This is a genomic window from Sinomonas gamaensis, assembly GCF_005876955.1.
GTDB lineage: Bacteria > Actinomycetota > Actinomycetes > Actinomycetales > Micrococcaceae > Sinomonas > Sinomonas gamaensis.
On the sequence record NZ_SSCL01000012.1, the window covers coordinates 127,594 to 142,104 of the forward strand.

Consider the following 14,511-nt stretch of genomic DNA (forward strand, 5'->3'; position numbering starts at 1 on the left):
CGTCTCCAGGAGTCCGGGCGGGAGGCGCGCCAGCCCCTTCCGCGAGGCAGACCGCAGCGACAGAGCCCGTTCACATGCCGGGGTTGATCCGGTCCCCGGTGAGATGGAAGCTGGGGGCGAAGCACAGGGTCGACCAGCAGGAGGAAAACGTGAGCGATGAGGTGCCCGAAGCCGACGGCCAGGAACAGCGCGCCCCCGTGTGGCCGGAGGGACAGGCCGACCATCCCGGCAGCCCCCCACTGGAGGCCCCGGACGCGGACTACCTCGAACAGCAGAGGGCCCTCCACGAGGGTGCCGGAGGTGTGGCGGGCGGTGGGGGCTTCGAAGCCGCCGAAGCCGATCTGCTCGAGCAGGGCGAGTCCCTACCAGGTGACGACGAGGACGAGTACCCTCCCGCCACCGGCGAGGCAGAGGAGATCTGACGGAGGTCGGCCGCCTTTGTGGCCCAGGCGCCGCCCCCACCGGACGCCGGCCGGGGCACGTCAGCTGCCCCTCCAGTCGTTCCCACCGATCGCCCCGGAAGGCGCCCAGGAACGGACTGGCCTTTACCGCTCCAGCAGAGTCCCGTTTACGGGATGGCGAGCTCCATGATCGGGGTGAAGAGCACGCCCTTCTCGGGCTTGCCGAGGTGGCCCCCGCCGAGCCCGAGCGTCACAGTACCAGGGGCGGGCCGGACGAAGGCCGTCGACCAGCTGCCGAAGCGCTCTCCCCCCGCCGCCACTCCCCTGCACCAGCCGCGCGAGGGACCCATCGCCGAGCTGCAGGGCGGGCCGGTCATGGACTGCCCGCTTCTGTAAGTCGACGAAGGCGATGTTGACCCGGACGAAGACGTTCCAGATCTCGTAGCTGGGCACGTAGCCGTGCACGATGAACCCCTCGGGGACAGCGGCCCGGACTCGTGCCGCTCGGGCAGGAGCACCTGCTCGAGCACGGCTCGGGCTGGTCTCGCCAATGCCAGCCGCCAAGGATCCCGTTCATAAAGCGCTGCCTGTCAGTCTTTGGCAGGCAGGGTCTCGAGGGAGGCGTACTTGGAGGCGCACTGGCTCGACCGGAGGCTCGCCCGTGATTCGCTCTCGGGTGCGCTGGGCGCCCTTGCGCCGGAGGCCGTGCCCGCTAATCCCGGGCTAGACCGTGTTGAACGAGTCGGTGGCCTCACCAAGCCGCTTGTTCATCTCGGCGGAGACGCCAGGGGGAGGAGAACCTTCCGGCTCCCCTCCCCGCGGCGTGTCGCCCTCGGTCAGAACTCCTCCTTCGTCCCGGCCCCGCCTTCACCTCCCACCACGGGAGATGGACTGTTCACGGGGCCGGGAGGGATGATCGTGTCTCCATCTTCGTTTTCACGGCGCGACTCCTTGAGCCCGCGTTTGAACGTTTCCCTGAGGTAGTAGGCGCAGGCCAGGCTGATCAAGGCTGTCAGCGCGATGTAGAGCGCAATAGGCACAGTGTTGTTGTATGTCGCAAACAGGTACGTGGCCAGCAGCGGCGCCGGACCGGAGGTAATGATTCCGGCGATCTGGTACGGCAGCGACGCGCCGGTGTACCGCACTCGGGTGCCGAACAGTTCGGCAAACCAGGTCGATTGCACGCCGTATACCGAAGCCTGGCTGACGGCGATGCCGATCACGTACATGAGGATGATCAGGAACTCATTGCGGGTATCGAGAAGGGGGAAAATGGCGAAGCCGTACACGGCGACGAACACTGCGCCGATCAGGTAGACGGCTCTGCGGCCGATGCGGTCGGAGAGCTTACCGAACAGCGGAAGGGTGACGAGCTCGACAGCAGAACCGATGATGATCGCGTTCAGGAGGAGGCTGCGTGGCAGTCCGAGCTGATTGGTCGCGTAGACCAAGGCGAAGACATTGATGATGTTGAACGTGATGTCCGTGGCGAAGCGCGTGCCGAGCGTCAGCACCAGGTCTTTGGGATGTCGTTTGAACAGCTCGATCAGCGGCGCCTTTACGACCTTCTTTCCCTGCTTGATCTCCTGGAAGACCGGGGATTCCTGGACGCGGAGCCTGATGAACATACCGACACCGACGAGCGCGGCGCTCACCAGGAACGGGATCCTCCAGCCCCAGGAGAGGAAACTGTCGTTCGGCAAGGCCGAGACGAGGGCGAAAACGGCGGTGGAGGCGAGAAGCCCGAGCGGGACTCCCAGCTGGGGGAAGGAGCCGTAGTAACCACGCTTCGCCCGTGGTGCTGATTCCACGACCATCACGACGGCGCCTCCCCATTCGCCGCCGACGCCGACGCCCTGGCAGAGGCGGAGAAGCACGATCAACACGGGCGCCCAGACGCCGATCAGGCTGTACGGGGGCATGACGCCGATGAGGAAGGTGGAGATGCCCATGATCATCAGGGTGGTAACAAGGGTTGTCTTGCGCCCGATCTTGTCCCCGAAATGCCCGAAGAAGACCGCTCCGAAAGGCCTGGCGACGTAACCGATGGCGAAGGTGGCGAAGGAGGCGAGGGTTCCGGTGATCGGGTCGAAGGAGGGAAAGAACAGGTGGGGAAATACAAGGGCAGCGGCTGTCGAGTACAGGAAGAAGTCGTACCATTCGATCGCGGTCCCGGTCACCGATGACACGAGGACGCGGGTCAGCATCGACCTGTCCATCATGGGTGCTGTTGAAGCGGACATTTTTTTCCTTGGATTGTCTGAGTCGTTGAGTGGGCCGATCTATGGCGCGCCCCGGCTGGCCCGCGCCGGCAAGTCTTTACCAGTGCAGTTCCATGGGGAAGCGGTCAAGGGTTTCGACCCCTGCCGGGGTCAGATGCACAATCCGCTCGGTCCGCAGACCCCCCACATTGGGGACGGTGATCGTGGCCTTGAGAGTGAACACCATGCCTTCCTTGAGGATTGTCCGGTTGGTAGGGCCGATCCACGGCGCCTCTTCTTCCGGGTCCATGCCGGTTCCGTGGCCTGTGCCGTGGCCACGTGCTTCGCTGGAGTAGCGCTGGTACCCCGATTCAACGAGAGCCTCTTGGATCACCGCATTGAGTTCGTTTGCCGCTATTCCGGGCCGCGCGAACGCCAGGCCGGCTTCGACCGCCTGGGCCGCGGCTCTGACGATCGCAACCTTGTCCTCTGTCACGTCGCCGTAGGTGAAGCCTCTTCCGCCGTCGGCGACGTACCCCCGGTACCGGGCGCCGATGTCCGTCATGACAAGGTCTCCGGGCCGCACCAGACGGTCGGTGGGACGGGCCAAGTTGTAGGCTGAGCGCGGTCCTGCCTGGACCATGGAGTCGAAAGCGGTCCTATCGGCGCCTCCGGCGAGCATCGCCCGGTCGGCCAGCAAGGCAAGCTCCCTCTCGGTGTGGGGTTCACCGTCCGCCAAGCTGTCCCGGATCGCCCCCATCGCCGCGTCCGTCAGACTGGCCGCTTTGCGCATGAGCCGGACTTCTGCTTCGCTCTTGATCGCTTTGATCTCCGCGAGAACAGACGTCGGTTGAAGGACCGCCTCATCCAGTCCGTCGCGGATCCTGCTCAGGACGCTCGCCGGGATGTAAGCCTCCCCGGCGAGCCCTACGGGGCCCATGCTGTGGCGTCGAGCGAAATCCCGCATTCCCGTCCCGAGCGCGCTCAAGCCTCGCACCTCGAACGCGGTGACACTCGCGGCGTAGGCCAAGCACTGATCCGAGACGAAGAGCACCGGTTCCCGGTCGACCGGGAGAAGCAGCACAGCATTCGCTACGTCTGAAACCCCGTCCAAGGGTCGGAAGTCGGTGAAGTAACTGATATTGGCCGACCTCCAGCAGTCGCCGAAGGCTACAAGGCCGGTGAGTCCCCGTTGCTCCACCGCCCGCCGAGTGGTTTCGATCCGCTGCAGGAACTCTTCGACACCGATGCCCTCATCGGTCGTGACTGGTGCGCTGATGTTCATGATGTGTCTCCTTCGACCAAGTACGCGGGCGTTCTGAATCGCCTACGTCGACGATAGGAGTGGCCAGACATTCCCGTCTAATGAAAAGATGGGCATCAGCTATAGCCATTGGTAATATCTTCACCAGATTGGAAGGTTCCCGTGCCGGTCTCCTGGGACTCGCGTGTCCTCACTCGGCTAAAGACCCAACAGCTGCTGCTTCTCGTTTACCTGTATGACCAACGGTCCGTGTTCGGAGCAGCCCGTGCCGCCTATGTCTCCCAGCCGGCGGCGACGAAGATGCTGCGGCAGGTCGAGGATTCTCTCGGTGTTCAGCTCTTCACCCGGCATGCCCGGGGGGTTGAGCCGACGCCGTACGGTGAAATCATGGCCCGCTATGCGCGAAACGCCCTCACGGAGCTTTCACACGCCTACGACCAGATCGAATCTTTCAAACACGGTCTAAGCGGCCACGTGGCTGTTGGAACGGTCGTAACCTCCGCCACCAGCCTTGTGCCGGCTGCGGTGGCTCTGCTCAAGGAACGCTCCCCGCGCGTCCTCGTGAGCATCCAACTCGGCTTCAGTGAAGCACTGATCCAGAGACTCCAAGAGGGGACACTAGACGTAGTCGTCGCGAGAGCGCACAACATCAGGGACCTCCCTGACCTCAACTTTGAGTCAGTAGGTGAGAGCCCGCACGCTATCCTCGCCCGCACAGGGCATCCGCTGGTGGACAAGCCCTCCCTGGGCTGGCGCGATCTGGAGGATCAGACGTGGGTGCTGCCGCCATCGGGAAACGTTCTGCGCGAGCACCTGGAGTTGTTCTTCGTCGAGCAAGGCCTCACTTTCCCGCCGTATGTCGTCGAGACCGACTCCCTGCAAGTCAGCGCCAGCTTGCTGCAGATGAGCAACATGCTCGCTGCCCTTCCCCGCGACGTCGTTCAGCCCTATTGCGCCTCCGGCGATCTCACCATCCTGCCGATCGACTTCAGCATTGCGCTCGGTGATGCCGGCATCATCACCCCGCGTAACCGGTCACTGTCCCCCAGCGCACAGGCGATGCTCGGAGCACTCAGGGACGCTCTGGCGATGGAGGAGGGGAAACTGCCGTGAATGGGCTACTCGTGTCGTTCAACAAGGGAGAAGGCCCGAACGACGACAACCCGTGATGACGGCCAAGTCACTGTAAATCAGCTCCCTTCTCGGGTTCTTTGGGCTCTCCATGCCCGGGGCGCTGGTCCGGACGGCGGGAATCAGCTCGCCGTCCGGAATGGACAGGGCAGTTCAAGCTCCCGGCGCCAACTGCTCCAGGATCGCGCCGCGCAGGATTGGCTCTGCTGGTTCGTCCGGGCCGTAGTACTGCCTCGTGATGGCGGGGTCACCGTGGCCAGCCAGCTCGGCGGCGGCGTCCAGGTCGACGGCGCGTGCGATCGCAGTGAGCGCCGTGGATCGCAGCTTGTGGGGCGTGAACCACTCGAGGTCGACGTCGAGGGCCGCTTGGTCGATTGCTGCCCTGAGGTGATTGCGGATCGTATTCGGGCGCACCCATGTCCCGTTTCGAGTGAGGAATACCGAGTCATTCGGATTCAGCGTTGGGGAAGATGCCATACGCCGCGAGAGAACGTCCATCAGGAATCGCGGAGCCTCGACGGTTCGTTCCTTCCCCTCCCCCGACTTGGTGAACGGCTGGTAGCCGAACCAGCCCGGAATCTTTGTGCCGTCCTTGAGGGTCCTCGCCCGTCTCTCGATGAGGGTTGCATGAATCCGGACTTGATTGGACTCCCAGTCCACGTCCTCGAATTTCAGGGCGAGAGCTTCCCCGATCCTTAACCCGAGGCCCAGTTGGCACTCGATGACGTCCGCCAGGTACTCGGACGGCGGACCGAACTTGGAGCTACCGAACTGCTGCTTGGCGCACCGCGAGGAGCTCGTCGGTTCGAAGTGATCTCGGCGTAGTCTTCTTCTTCCGGGGTGCCTTGCAGTCTCTGGCTACATTCTGGCGGACGAGGTCATTGGTCACGGCGCGCTGAAGCGCTTGGGACATGATGGTCAGCACGTGCTCGGCCTCGGTGTACCTCGTTCCGGCCGAGACCATTCGGTAGAGCTCGTCCTGAAGCCGCCCGGCCGTCGGCTTGTCGATCGACAGGTCGCCCAGAGCGGGAATGATCCCGACGGATGACCTCGCAGTAGTCGCTCTCGGTCTGTTCCAGGATCCCCTCGACGGCGTCGACTTCCTTAGGCGGCTTCTGCTCCCACCAGTCCCACACGACCTCTCCGACTGTCGGCGGCTTTTGTGGCTCGGGTTCCCCGAGCAGCTTGGCCAGCCGTACATCGAGCTCGGCGCGGGCTTCTCCCTTCGTCTTCCCGTAGGCCGACGTCTCCTTCCGACCCTCGGGCGTGCCGTAGTAGGCGCGGGCCCTGTAGCTTCCGTGAGAGTTTTTCTTCGGGTCGACCCTGATTTCGCCGACCTCGTCGGGTTGAAGCCGGGGGCGCGCCATCAGGCTGCCACGTTCGATTCACCAGGGCCCACTCCTTGAGCGCTGTCCACTCGCAGCGCACGCTCCCACATGGGACGCGCTGACAGACCGGACCCGGCCCAGGCAGGCGAGGTTGGCCAGCTTCTTTACCGAGAGCCCGAGGCATTCGGCCGCCTCCGCTCGGGTCAGGAGGACTTCGGGCAGGTCTTCACGTCGGATGCCGCCGACGTTCGCACTCTTCGTCATGAGGACCATGTGTGCGGAGAAGCCCCCGGCCTCTCCCCGCTGACGGCGCCTTCGCCTGCTGTCCACCGTTCAAAGTCAGGCCATAAATCAGGTGCCTGCGCCGCCGAGACATGAAAAACCCCTCTCGGATCTGCGTTTCCGCAGGTCAGAGACGGGTTGTGGAGCCCCCTGCCGGATTCGAACCGGCGACCCTCTGTTTACAAGACAGATGCTCTGGCCAACTGAGCTAAGGAGGCGTGTCGCCAGACGCTGCAGGCGCACCAGACAAGCGTAGCGCCTCCGACCCACGCCCCAGAAACCGAAGAAGCCAACAGCAACGCCAAGCGGCCCGGCCCCGCCAAGGGGACCGGGCCGCCGTCGTCCGTTGCTGCGCGGGAAGGCTACGCCTTCGCTCGCGCGTCGAGGTCCGCCTTCAGGAAGTCCTGGAAGGACTGCTTGGCGGAATCACCGATGCCCCACTGCTTGCCGTCGACGAACGCGGTCGGGGTGCCGGTTACACCGCTCGCAGCAGCGAGCGCGGTCGTGTATTTGACGAAGGGCCTATAGGTCTTGTCGTCCACGCATTTGGAGATGTCTGCCCCTCGTTTGGAGGCGATGTCCTTGAGCTGCTGGTCTGAGAGGCCGGCGGAACCCTCGGCGGGCTGCTGGGTGTAGAGGTCATTGAAGAAGTCGGCGTACTTGTCGGGGTAGGCGTTCGCGACGCACGCGGCCGCGGCGGCCGCCCGGGACGAGTAGTTGGTGGTCGAGCGCGAGTCGAGGAAGCCGATCGGCCTGTATTCGAGCGTGATCTTCCCATCGTTGCGCAGCTGGGTCAGGGTGTCCCCGTTGGTCTTCTCGAAGTCGCCGCAGACCGGGCAGATGAAGTCGACGTACACCACGACCTTCGCGGGCTGGCCCTTGGGCGCGGCCTCGACGCCCGGCGCGTTGGCGGCCTGGCTTGCCGTTGGTTGCGCCGTCGGGGTGGGCACGCTCGTCAGGTTGACGTTCGCGGCGGGCGCGGCGGTGACCGCCGTGCCCTTGCCCAATGTAATGCCGCCGTTGGCGTTCATGTTGGCGGGGCTGGGCCCGCTGTCGGCGATCGGCGCGTTCTGCCGCATGGTCGTCGTGATGACGAGCGCCACAATCGCGATCACGGCGACGAGCGCCACAACGACGCCCCAGCGGAGGAGGAGCTTGTTGCGCTTCTCCTTCTTCAGCTGCGCCTCTCGGATCTGGCGGGCCTTCTCGCGGGCTGCGGCGGTGCGCTCAGCCCTGGTGGGGCGTGGTTGGTTGGAGGGGCTCATCGTTCCTCGTGTCAGTTTCGCGGCGCGCGGGACTGCACGCCGATCGCGGAGACGGGGACAGTGTATGCCAGCAGGCTTCCACTCCCCCGTCAAAGGTCTCCATTTCGCGCAACGTCCGGGCGGCGGTGCAGGTTCCTTTACCCGCCTGTGACCGCTATCGCAAGGGCCGCGGGTAGGGTTGTGAGGAGATTCCAGCGAATGCGAGGTAGCGCGAGAGTGGCTCAGGACACTGAACGGACAGCACCAGACACAACGGCAAAAGAGGGCAGTGCGACGGGATCCTATGACTTCCTGGTGGTCGCCAACCGCCTCCCGGTCGACAGGGCCGGGGACGGCTCGGAGGACGGATGGAAGAGATCGCCCGGCGGCTTGGTGACGGCGCTCGCCCCGATCATGGAGAAGTCCGACGGCGCGTGGATCGGCTGGGTGGGCTCTCCCGACGAAGAGGTCGAGCCCTTTGAGCATGACGGCATGGCCCTCATCCCGGTGGCCCTCTCGGCCGGCGAAGTAGAGCTGTACTACGAGGGCTTCTCCAACTCGACCCTGTGGCCCCTTTACCACGACGTCATCGCTCCCCCGGAGTTCCACCGCACTTGGTGGGACGCGTACCGGCGGATCAACGAACGCTTCGCCCTCGCGGTGCTCGCCAGGGCGGCCGACAAGGCGACCGTGTGGGTGCAGGACTATCAGCTCCAGCTCGTCCCGGCGATCCTGCGCGCCAGGCGCCCGGACCTCCGGATCGGGTTCTTCAACCACATCCCGTTCCCGCCTCCGGAGATCTTCTCGCAGCTTCCGTGGCGCCGTCAGGTCCTGGAGGGCTTGCTGGGCGCGGATCTCGTGGGCTTCCAGCGCCCAAACGACGCGGTGAACTTCGGCCGGTGCGCCCGCCGCTACGGCGGCGCGGCCGGCAAGGGCACGCATCTGCTCGTGGGCAAGGGCGAGCGCTCGGTGCGAGCTGAGGCGTTCCCCATCTCGATCGACACGGACCGGATCTCCAATCTCGCCCAGCGCCCGGACATTCAAGAGCGGGCCCGGCAGATCCGCCACGACCTCGGCGACCCGAAGACGATCATGCTCGGCGTGGATCGCCTCGACTACACGAAGGGCATCCGCCACCGGCTCAAGGCCTTCGAAGAGCTCCTCGTGGACGAGCGCGTGAAGGTCGGCGAGGTCACGCTCGTCCAGGTAGCGAGCCCGAGCCGCGAGCGCGTCGAGCAGTACCGCCTGCTCCGGGAGGAAGTCGAGGGGACAGTGGGCCGCATCAACGGCGCGTTCGACACCCTCCAGCACACCGCGGTCCGCTATCTGCACCACAACTATCCGGTGGAAGAGATGGTGGCGCTCTACCTCGCCGCGGACGTCATGCTCGTCACGGCCCTCCGTGACGGCATGAATCTCGTGGCCAAGGAATACGTCGCGGCGCGCTGCGATGGGACGGGCGTCCTCGTCCTGAGCGAATTCGCAGGGGCGGCCGACCAGCTCAAGCAGGCCCTCCTCATCAATCCGCACGATATAGCGGGCCTCAAGGAGGCGATGGTAGCGGCCGCGAACATGCCCGCTGGCGCCGCAAGCCGCCGCATGAAGGCGATGCGCCGCCAGATCATCGTCCACAACGTCGAGGAATGGTCTGCCGCCTTCCTCAACCGGCTCGCAGAGGTGACCCATGGCTAAGAGCGGCATCCCCGAGAGTCTCCGCAGCGCGCTCGAGCGGCTCGCCGCCGTCGACCGCCTTCTGGTGGCGCTGGATTTCGACGGCGTCGTCTCCCCCATCGCCGAACGCGCCGAGCAGGCGCGACCGCTGCCCGAGACGGCGGCCGCCGTCGCCGAACTCGCGGGCCTCCCGCGGACTTGGACGGCTTTCGTCTCGGGACGTTCGCTGGAGAGCCTTGTCGAGGTGGCGTCGCCGGATCGCAGGACGCTCCTGATCGGCAGCCACGGCGCCGAGGTGAGGCTCGACGGCGAAGAGCGCCCCCTCGCGCTCGACCCCGACCAGCGCCGCGCGCTCGAGGCGCTTCACGCGACGTTCATGGAGGTTTCCTCGGAGGCCCCGGGAACCTGGGTCGAGGAGAAGCCCGCGGGCCGGGTTCTGCATACGCGCCAGGCCGATACCGAGGTGGGCGCGGCCGCCGTCGTCGCCGCTCGCGACAAGCTCGCGGCGCGCACCGATGTCTTCCTCAAGGACGGCAAGCAGGTCCTCGAGGGCTCGGTGGTGCACGCCACCAAGGGCGAGGGCCTCGCGTTCCTGCGGCAGGTCACCGAAGCCGACGCGATCCTCTTCGCGGGCGACGACGTCACCGACGAGGATGGCTTCCTCGCTTTGAAGAACGACGACGTCGGCATCAAAGTGGGCGACGGCGACACTGCTGCGGGTCACCGGGTGGGAGCCCCCGAGGACATCGCCGACTCGATGACGCTGCTCGCCCGCCTCCGCCGCGCGCATCTCACGTCAAAAATGTCCACGTAATTTATGCCACATTTTGGAACACCGTGTGACCTATGCCATACTTCTTGAGGTGAGCCGGCCCACACCGGTTCGGCTCCCACTGTGTCAGAATCGGCGGTGCCAGCTTGGGCAGCCGACAGCACGGCACACAACTGAACAACATGAACCATTCACTACGGATCGTCCGGCACGTACCTGCCGGTGAAGGGACACGATTACTGTGGCAACAGTGACGTTCGACAACGCTACGCGCCTGTACCCGGGCACCGACAAGCCCGCGGTGGACAAGCTCAACATCCAGATCGCGGACGGTGAGTTCCTCGTTCTGGTCGGCCCCTCCGGCTGTGGAAAGTCCACCTCCCTGCGCATGCTGGCCGGCTTGGAGGACGTCAACTCCGGCCGCATCCTCATCGGCGACCGCGACGTCACGGACGTCCCGCCGAAGGACCGCGACATCGCCATGGTCTTCCAGAACTACGCCCTGTACCCGCACATGACGGTTGCGGACAACATGGGCTTCGCCCTCAAGATCGCCGGCGTCTCCAAGGAGGAGCGGGCGCAGCGCGTTCGCGAGGCCGCCAAGCTGCTGGACCTCGAGCAGTACCTCGACCGCAAGCCGAAGGCCCTCTCCGGTGGTCAGCGTCAGCGCGTCGCGATGGGCCGCGCCATCGTCCGCAACCCGCAGGTCTTCCTCATGGACGAGCCGCTCTCGAACCTCGACGCCAAGCTCCGCGTCCAGACCCGCACGCAGATCGCGTCGCTGACCCGCCGCCTCGGCGTTACGACCGTCTACGTGACGCACGACCAGGTCGAGGCCATGACCATGGGTGACCGCGTCGCGGTCCTCAAGGACGGTCTCCTCCAGCAGGTCGACACCCCGCGCAACCTCTACGACAAGCCGCAGAACGTCTTCGTCGCCGGCTTCATCGGCTCGCCCGCCATGAACCTCCTTGAGCTTCCCGAGGTGGACAACGGCGTGCAGTTCGGTGGCACCGTCTACCCGGTGGCCCGCGACGTCCTCGCCGAGGCCTCTGGCAACACCGTGACGCTCGGTGTCCGTCCCGAGGACCTCGAGTCGGCCCCGCAGGGCGAGGGCCTCGCCGTTGAGGTTGACGTCGTCGAGGAGCTCGGTGCTGACGCCTACATCTACGGCCACACCAACCTGAACGGCCAGAGCCACGACATCGTGGCCCGCACCGATGGTCGCCGTCCTCCGATGAAGGGCGACACCGTCTGGGTCCGCCCGCAGCAGGGTCACGTGCACCTCTTCGACACGAAGTCCGGCGCGCGCCTCGGCTAATCTGATCGGGACACAAGGCTGTGCCCGCCGGAACTCCGGCGGGCACAGCCGTTTCTACGGGAATGAGCTTCGATGAACGGCGCCAAATGGCAGGACGAGCCGACCGACTACGAGATGCTGGGCAAGCTTCCCCGCAAAGAACCGCTTCCGGAGCCCCCACCGCAGAATGTCATGGGGTCGCTGAGCATCACGGCGGCGGCCGCTGACCCGGAGCTCTTGGACCTCCCCTGGCACATCGCACTTGAGCAGTGGCCGGAGGAGTACCTCGCTGCCCTCCCGCGCGGCATTTCGCGCCACATCGTGCGCTTCGCGAAGCTCGGCGGTTCGGTCATCGCCGTCAAGGAGACGGGCGAGCATATTGCCCGTCACGAGTACCACATGCTGCGCCGCCTCCAGCGGCTCGATGTCCCCTGCGTGGAGCCGGTTGCCGTCATCCGGGACCGGCAGACGCCGGACGGCAAGCCGCTCGACCCCGTCCTCGTGACGCGGCACCTCAAGTTCTCACTGCCGTACCGCGCCCTGTTCTCGCAGATGCTGCGCAAGGACACCCTCACGCGCCTCATCGACGCTCAGGCCCTCCTGCTCGTGCGCCTGCACCTCATCGGCTTCTACTGGGGCGACGTCTCGCTGTCCAACACGCTGTTCCGCCGTGACGCCGGCGCGTTCGCCGCCTACCTCGTCGATGCCGAGACCGGAGAGCTGTACCCGGACCTGTCCACGGGCCAGCGCGAGTATGACCTTGAGATCGCCCGCGTGAACATTGCCGGCGAACTTATGGACCTCCTCGACGGTGGGCTCATCGACGCCGAAGTGGACCCGGTGGCCACCAGTGAGCGCATCATGGACTCCTACCGGAACCTCTGGGCTGAGCTCACCGAGAAGGAATCCTTCGAACTCGGAGAGCGGTGGCGCGTGAGTGCCCGCATCCGGCGACTGAACGAGCTCGGGTTCGACGTCGAGGAATACGCGATCAAGACCACCCCCGACGGCTCAACCATCCAGCTCCAGCCCAAGGTGGTCGACGCCGGCCATCACCAGAGGCGTCTTCTCCGCCTTACGGGTTTGGATGCGCAGGAGAACCAGGCCCGGCGGCTGCTCAACGATATGGACTCGTTCCGGGCGGACAACTTCCCCGATCAGGACGAGGAGATCGCCGCCCACGCGTGGGTGAGCCAGGTCTTCGAACCGATCGTCCGCGCCATCCCGCGAGAACTGTCCGGAAAGCTCGAACCGGCCGAGGTGGTGCATCAAGTCCTCGAGCACCGGTGGTACATGTCGGAGAAGCTTGACCGTCACGTTCCGCTCGCCGAAACGCTGCAGTCGTACATCGACACCGTGCTGCGGCACCGGCGCGACGAAGCGGCGATCATGCTCAACCCGGACACCCAGACGCTCAAGCTCATCGAGGCTGACGCCGCACGCGAGGACGACGACTTCGACGACGAGCTCGCCAACGATGACGAAGCGGCCGACGATGACCAACTGGCGGGCCCCGAGGCTACCCCACGTGCTCGTTGAGCCACTCAACGAGCGGTCGGAGCTCGGTCCAGTGGGCCCGAATCCGATCCAGGGCCTCGGGCGTATCGAGCCATTCGGGCGCTCCTAGCACCTTGCCCGCCGTCAGCGACTTGTGTTTGAGGAGCTCAGCGCGGGGATGGTCCGCCTCGAACTCCCTGGGGACGCGCTGCGTCCGTTCGCCCTCGATCGAGTAGCCGGCGCCCCGTAGCGCCTCGACGATCCGCTCCAGTTCCTCCCCTGAGGCTGGGGCATCGATCGCCGACCGCAGACGAGCGGTCTTCGGAGGGGTTGCCATGTGGCATCCTCCGCCGACAGCGATCCCCGTCGCATCGAGGTGCAGGTAGTAGCCGGTCCCTTCCGACGTCGCGGCATATCCGCCTTGGGCCGTCTTGTAGGGCGACTTGTCTTTGCTGAAGCGGATGTCGCGGTTCGGCCGGAAGGCCTTCCCTTCACCGAATTCGCCCGAGAGCTCGTCGAGCAGAGCCAGCATCGGGCCGCGGATGGCGCGCTCGTAGACGTCCTTGTGGTCGAGCCACCACTCCCGCGTGTTGTTCTCCTCGAGTTCGGCGTAGAAGGCCAGGCTCTCAGAAGGAAATCCCTCGAATGCACTCATGCGAGCATCTTCGCCGTCTCCTCCCAAGTCAGGCAAGGGTCTCGACGGCGTCCGCCGACCCGCCGAAGAACGCCGCATACCGTCCCAAGATGATCGGCCATTCCGAGTACTTTTCGTACTGCGCCTGCCCTTCGCTGCCGCTTGCCCAGCCATTGTGAGTGAACGTCACGACGGTGGACTCCTCCCCCTCGGGCGCAAATTCCACCCGGACGCGGGTGGGCGTGTCTGCCCGCCATGCGAGCGTCCATGAGAATTCAATGAACGACGGCGCATCTTCCGCGACGACTTGTCCCCAGACTTGGATTTCCCCAGACTCTGATTCCTCGCCGATCACTCCGTCTTCGACGTAGACGTGGGTTCCGTCCCCGAAGCCGGTGTAGTTGGGGACGGGCCACCATAAGTGAATGTCGCCGACGAAGGCGCTATAAGCGCTCTTCTGCGGGGCAGGCACCCGCAGTCTGTATCGCCGAGACGGCGGCGGCTCAACGGCCTCCTGGGAAGCAGCCGGGCGGGAAGCGTGCGAGAACAGAGGATCCACGCCGGCGATCCTACTCCCCTCCCCTACCGTCTCGGGTACGCCAACTGACGCCCACATCGTTTCGGGTACGCCAACTCACGCCCGCCGGCGCGGTTTGGTTGGTGTGTTAAATGGGGGTGGGCCCCACTGCGTTGTGGGGCCCACCCGTGTGGTGTGTTCCGGCGGTGTCCTACTCTCCCACACCCTGGCGGGTGCAGTACCATCGGCGCTGTGGGGCTTAGCTTCCG

13 protein-coding genes and 1 tRNA gene are annotated in these 14,511 nt (G+C 65.5%); 6 read left to right on the top strand and 8 right to left on the bottom strand.

Annotated elements, in window-relative coordinates; all coding sequences use genetic code 11:
• Positions 1-149: 149 nt before the first annotated feature.
• Complete coding sequence (locus E5679_RS21080) at positions 150-422, top strand: hypothetical protein (RefSeq protein WP_212746980.1); 273 nt, start codon at positions 150-152, stop codon at positions 420-422.
• A gap of 146 nt (positions 423-568) precedes the next feature.
• Here the strand turns inward: E5679_RS21080 and E5679_RS15675 are convergent, their stop codons facing one another.
• The 3 genes from E5679_RS15675 to E5679_RS15685 form a co-directional block, all read right to left on the bottom strand.
• Positions 569-778, bottom strand: a complete 210-nt coding sequence (locus E5679_RS15675) for a hypothetical protein (protein WP_138417542.1) — start codon at positions 776-778, stop codon at positions 569-571.
• A 459-nt stretch (positions 779-1,237) separates the two neighbouring features.
• Positions 1,238-2,581, bottom strand: a complete 1,344-nt coding sequence (locus E5679_RS15680; RefSeq protein ID WP_212746981.1) for an MFS transporter — start codon at positions 2,579-2,581, stop codon at positions 1,238-1,240.
• A 139-nt stretch (positions 2,582-2,720) separates the two neighbouring features.
• The gene (locus E5679_RS15685; protein WP_138417546.1) at positions 2,721-3,887 is read right to left on the bottom strand and encodes a M24 family metallopeptidase; all 1,167 of its coding nucleotides are present in this window, start codon (positions 3,885-3,887) and stop codon (positions 2,721-2,723) included.
• 141 nt (positions 3,888-4,028) lie between these two features.
• Between E5679_RS15685 and E5679_RS15690 the strand changes: the two genes are divergently transcribed.
• Positions 4,029-4,979: a LysR family transcriptional regulator gene (locus tag E5679_RS15690; protein ID WP_212746982.1), complete on the top strand. Its 951-nt coding sequence runs from the start codon at positions 4,029-4,031 to the stop codon at positions 4,977-4,979.
• Positions 4,980-5,150: 171 nt separating this feature from the next.
• Here the strand turns inward: E5679_RS15690 and E5679_RS15695 are convergent, their stop codons facing one another.
• The 3 genes from E5679_RS15695 to E5679_RS15705 all read right to left on the bottom strand — a co-directional run bounded on the left by E5679_RS15695 (position 5,151) and on the right by E5679_RS15705 (position 7,872).
• Complete coding sequence (locus tag E5679_RS15695; RefSeq protein ID WP_138417548.1) at positions 5,151-5,732, bottom strand: tyrosine-type recombinase/integrase; 582 nt, start codon at positions 5,730-5,732, stop codon at positions 5,151-5,153.
• A 1,016-nt stretch (positions 5,733-6,748) separates the two neighbouring features.
• Positions 6,749-6,825, bottom strand: a tRNA-Thr gene (locus tag E5679_RS15700).
• Positions 6,826-6,969: 144 nt separating this feature from the next.
• Positions 6,970-7,872, bottom strand: coding sequence for a DsbA family protein (locus E5679_RS15705; protein WP_138417550.1), 903 nt, complete (start codon positions 7,870-7,872; stop codon positions 6,970-6,972).
• A 198-nt stretch (positions 7,873-8,070) separates the two neighbouring features.
• Here E5679_RS15705 and E5679_RS15710 point away from each other — a divergent pair, with 198 nt between their 5' ends.
• The 4 genes from E5679_RS15710 (at position 8,071) to E5679_RS15725 (ending at position 13,133) form a co-directional block, all read left to right on the top strand.
• Positions 8,071-9,543 carry an alpha,alpha-trehalose-phosphate synthase (UDP-forming) gene (locus tag E5679_RS15710; RefSeq protein ID WP_138417552.1) on the top strand — a complete coding sequence of 491 codons (1,473 nt, stop codon included), beginning with the start codon at positions 8,071-8,073 and terminating at the stop codon, positions 9,541-9,543.
• The gene (gene otsB / locus E5679_RS15715) at positions 9,536-10,336 is read left to right on the top strand and encodes a trehalose-phosphatase (protein ID WP_138417554.1); all 801 of its coding nucleotides are present in this window, start codon (positions 9,536-9,538) and stop codon (positions 10,334-10,336) included. Before E5679_RS15710 ends, otsB begins: the two co-directional genes overlap by 8 nt.
• Before the next feature lie 199 nt (positions 10,337-10,535).
• On the top strand, positions 10,536-11,615 hold the full coding sequence (locus E5679_RS15720; protein WP_138417557.1) for an ABC transporter ATP-binding protein: 1,080 nt from the start codon (positions 10,536-10,538) through the stop codon (positions 11,613-11,615).
• Between the two features lie 72 nt (positions 11,616-11,687).
• Positions 11,688-13,133, top strand: coding sequence for a DUF4032 domain-containing protein (locus E5679_RS15725; protein ID WP_138417560.1), 1,446 nt, complete (start codon positions 11,688-11,690; stop codon positions 13,131-13,133).
• Here the strand turns inward: E5679_RS15725 and E5679_RS15730 are convergent.
• Positions 13,114-13,746: a DUF2461 domain-containing protein gene (locus E5679_RS15730; protein ID WP_138417562.1), complete on the bottom strand. Its 633-nt coding sequence runs from the start codon at positions 13,744-13,746 to the stop codon at positions 13,114-13,116. The genes E5679_RS15725 and E5679_RS15730 overlap by 20 nt on opposite strands.
• 28 nt (positions 13,747-13,774) lie before the next feature.
• Positions 13,775-14,284: an SRPBCC domain-containing protein gene (locus tag E5679_RS15735; RefSeq protein WP_171042413.1), complete on the bottom strand. Its 510-nt coding sequence runs from the start codon at positions 14,282-14,284 to the stop codon at positions 13,775-13,777.
• Positions 14,285-14,511 lie beyond the last annotated feature (227 nt).

Excerpts from the sequence above, each read along its gene's own strand:
- E5679_RS15675 (WP_138417542.1), bottom strand. The coding sequence starts at position 778 with ATGACCGGCCCGCCCTGCAGCTCGGCGATGGGTCCCTCGCGCGGCTGG.
- E5679_RS15685 (WP_138417546.1), bottom strand. The coding sequence starts at position 3,887 with ATGAACATCAGCGCACCAGTCACGACCGATGAGGGCATCGGTGTCGAA.
- E5679_RS15705 (WP_138417550.1), bottom strand. The coding sequence starts at position 7,872 with ATGAGCCCCTCCAACCAACCACGCCCCACCAGGGCTGAGCGCACCGCC.
- E5679_RS15710 (WP_138417552.1), top strand. The coding sequence starts at position 8,071 with ATGCGAGGTAGCGCGAGAGTGGCTCAGGACACTGAACGGACAGCACCA.
- otsB (WP_138417554.1), top strand. The coding sequence starts at position 9,536 with ATGGCTAAGAGCGGCATCCCCGAGAGTCTCCGCAGCGCGCTCGAGCGG.
- E5679_RS15725 (WP_138417560.1), top strand. The coding sequence starts at position 11,688 with ATGAACGGCGCCAAATGGCAGGACGAGCCGACCGACTACGAGATGCTG.
- E5679_RS15730 (WP_138417562.1), bottom strand. The coding sequence starts at position 13,746 with ATGAGTGCATTCGAGGGATTTCCTTCTGAGAGCCTGGCCTTCTACGCC.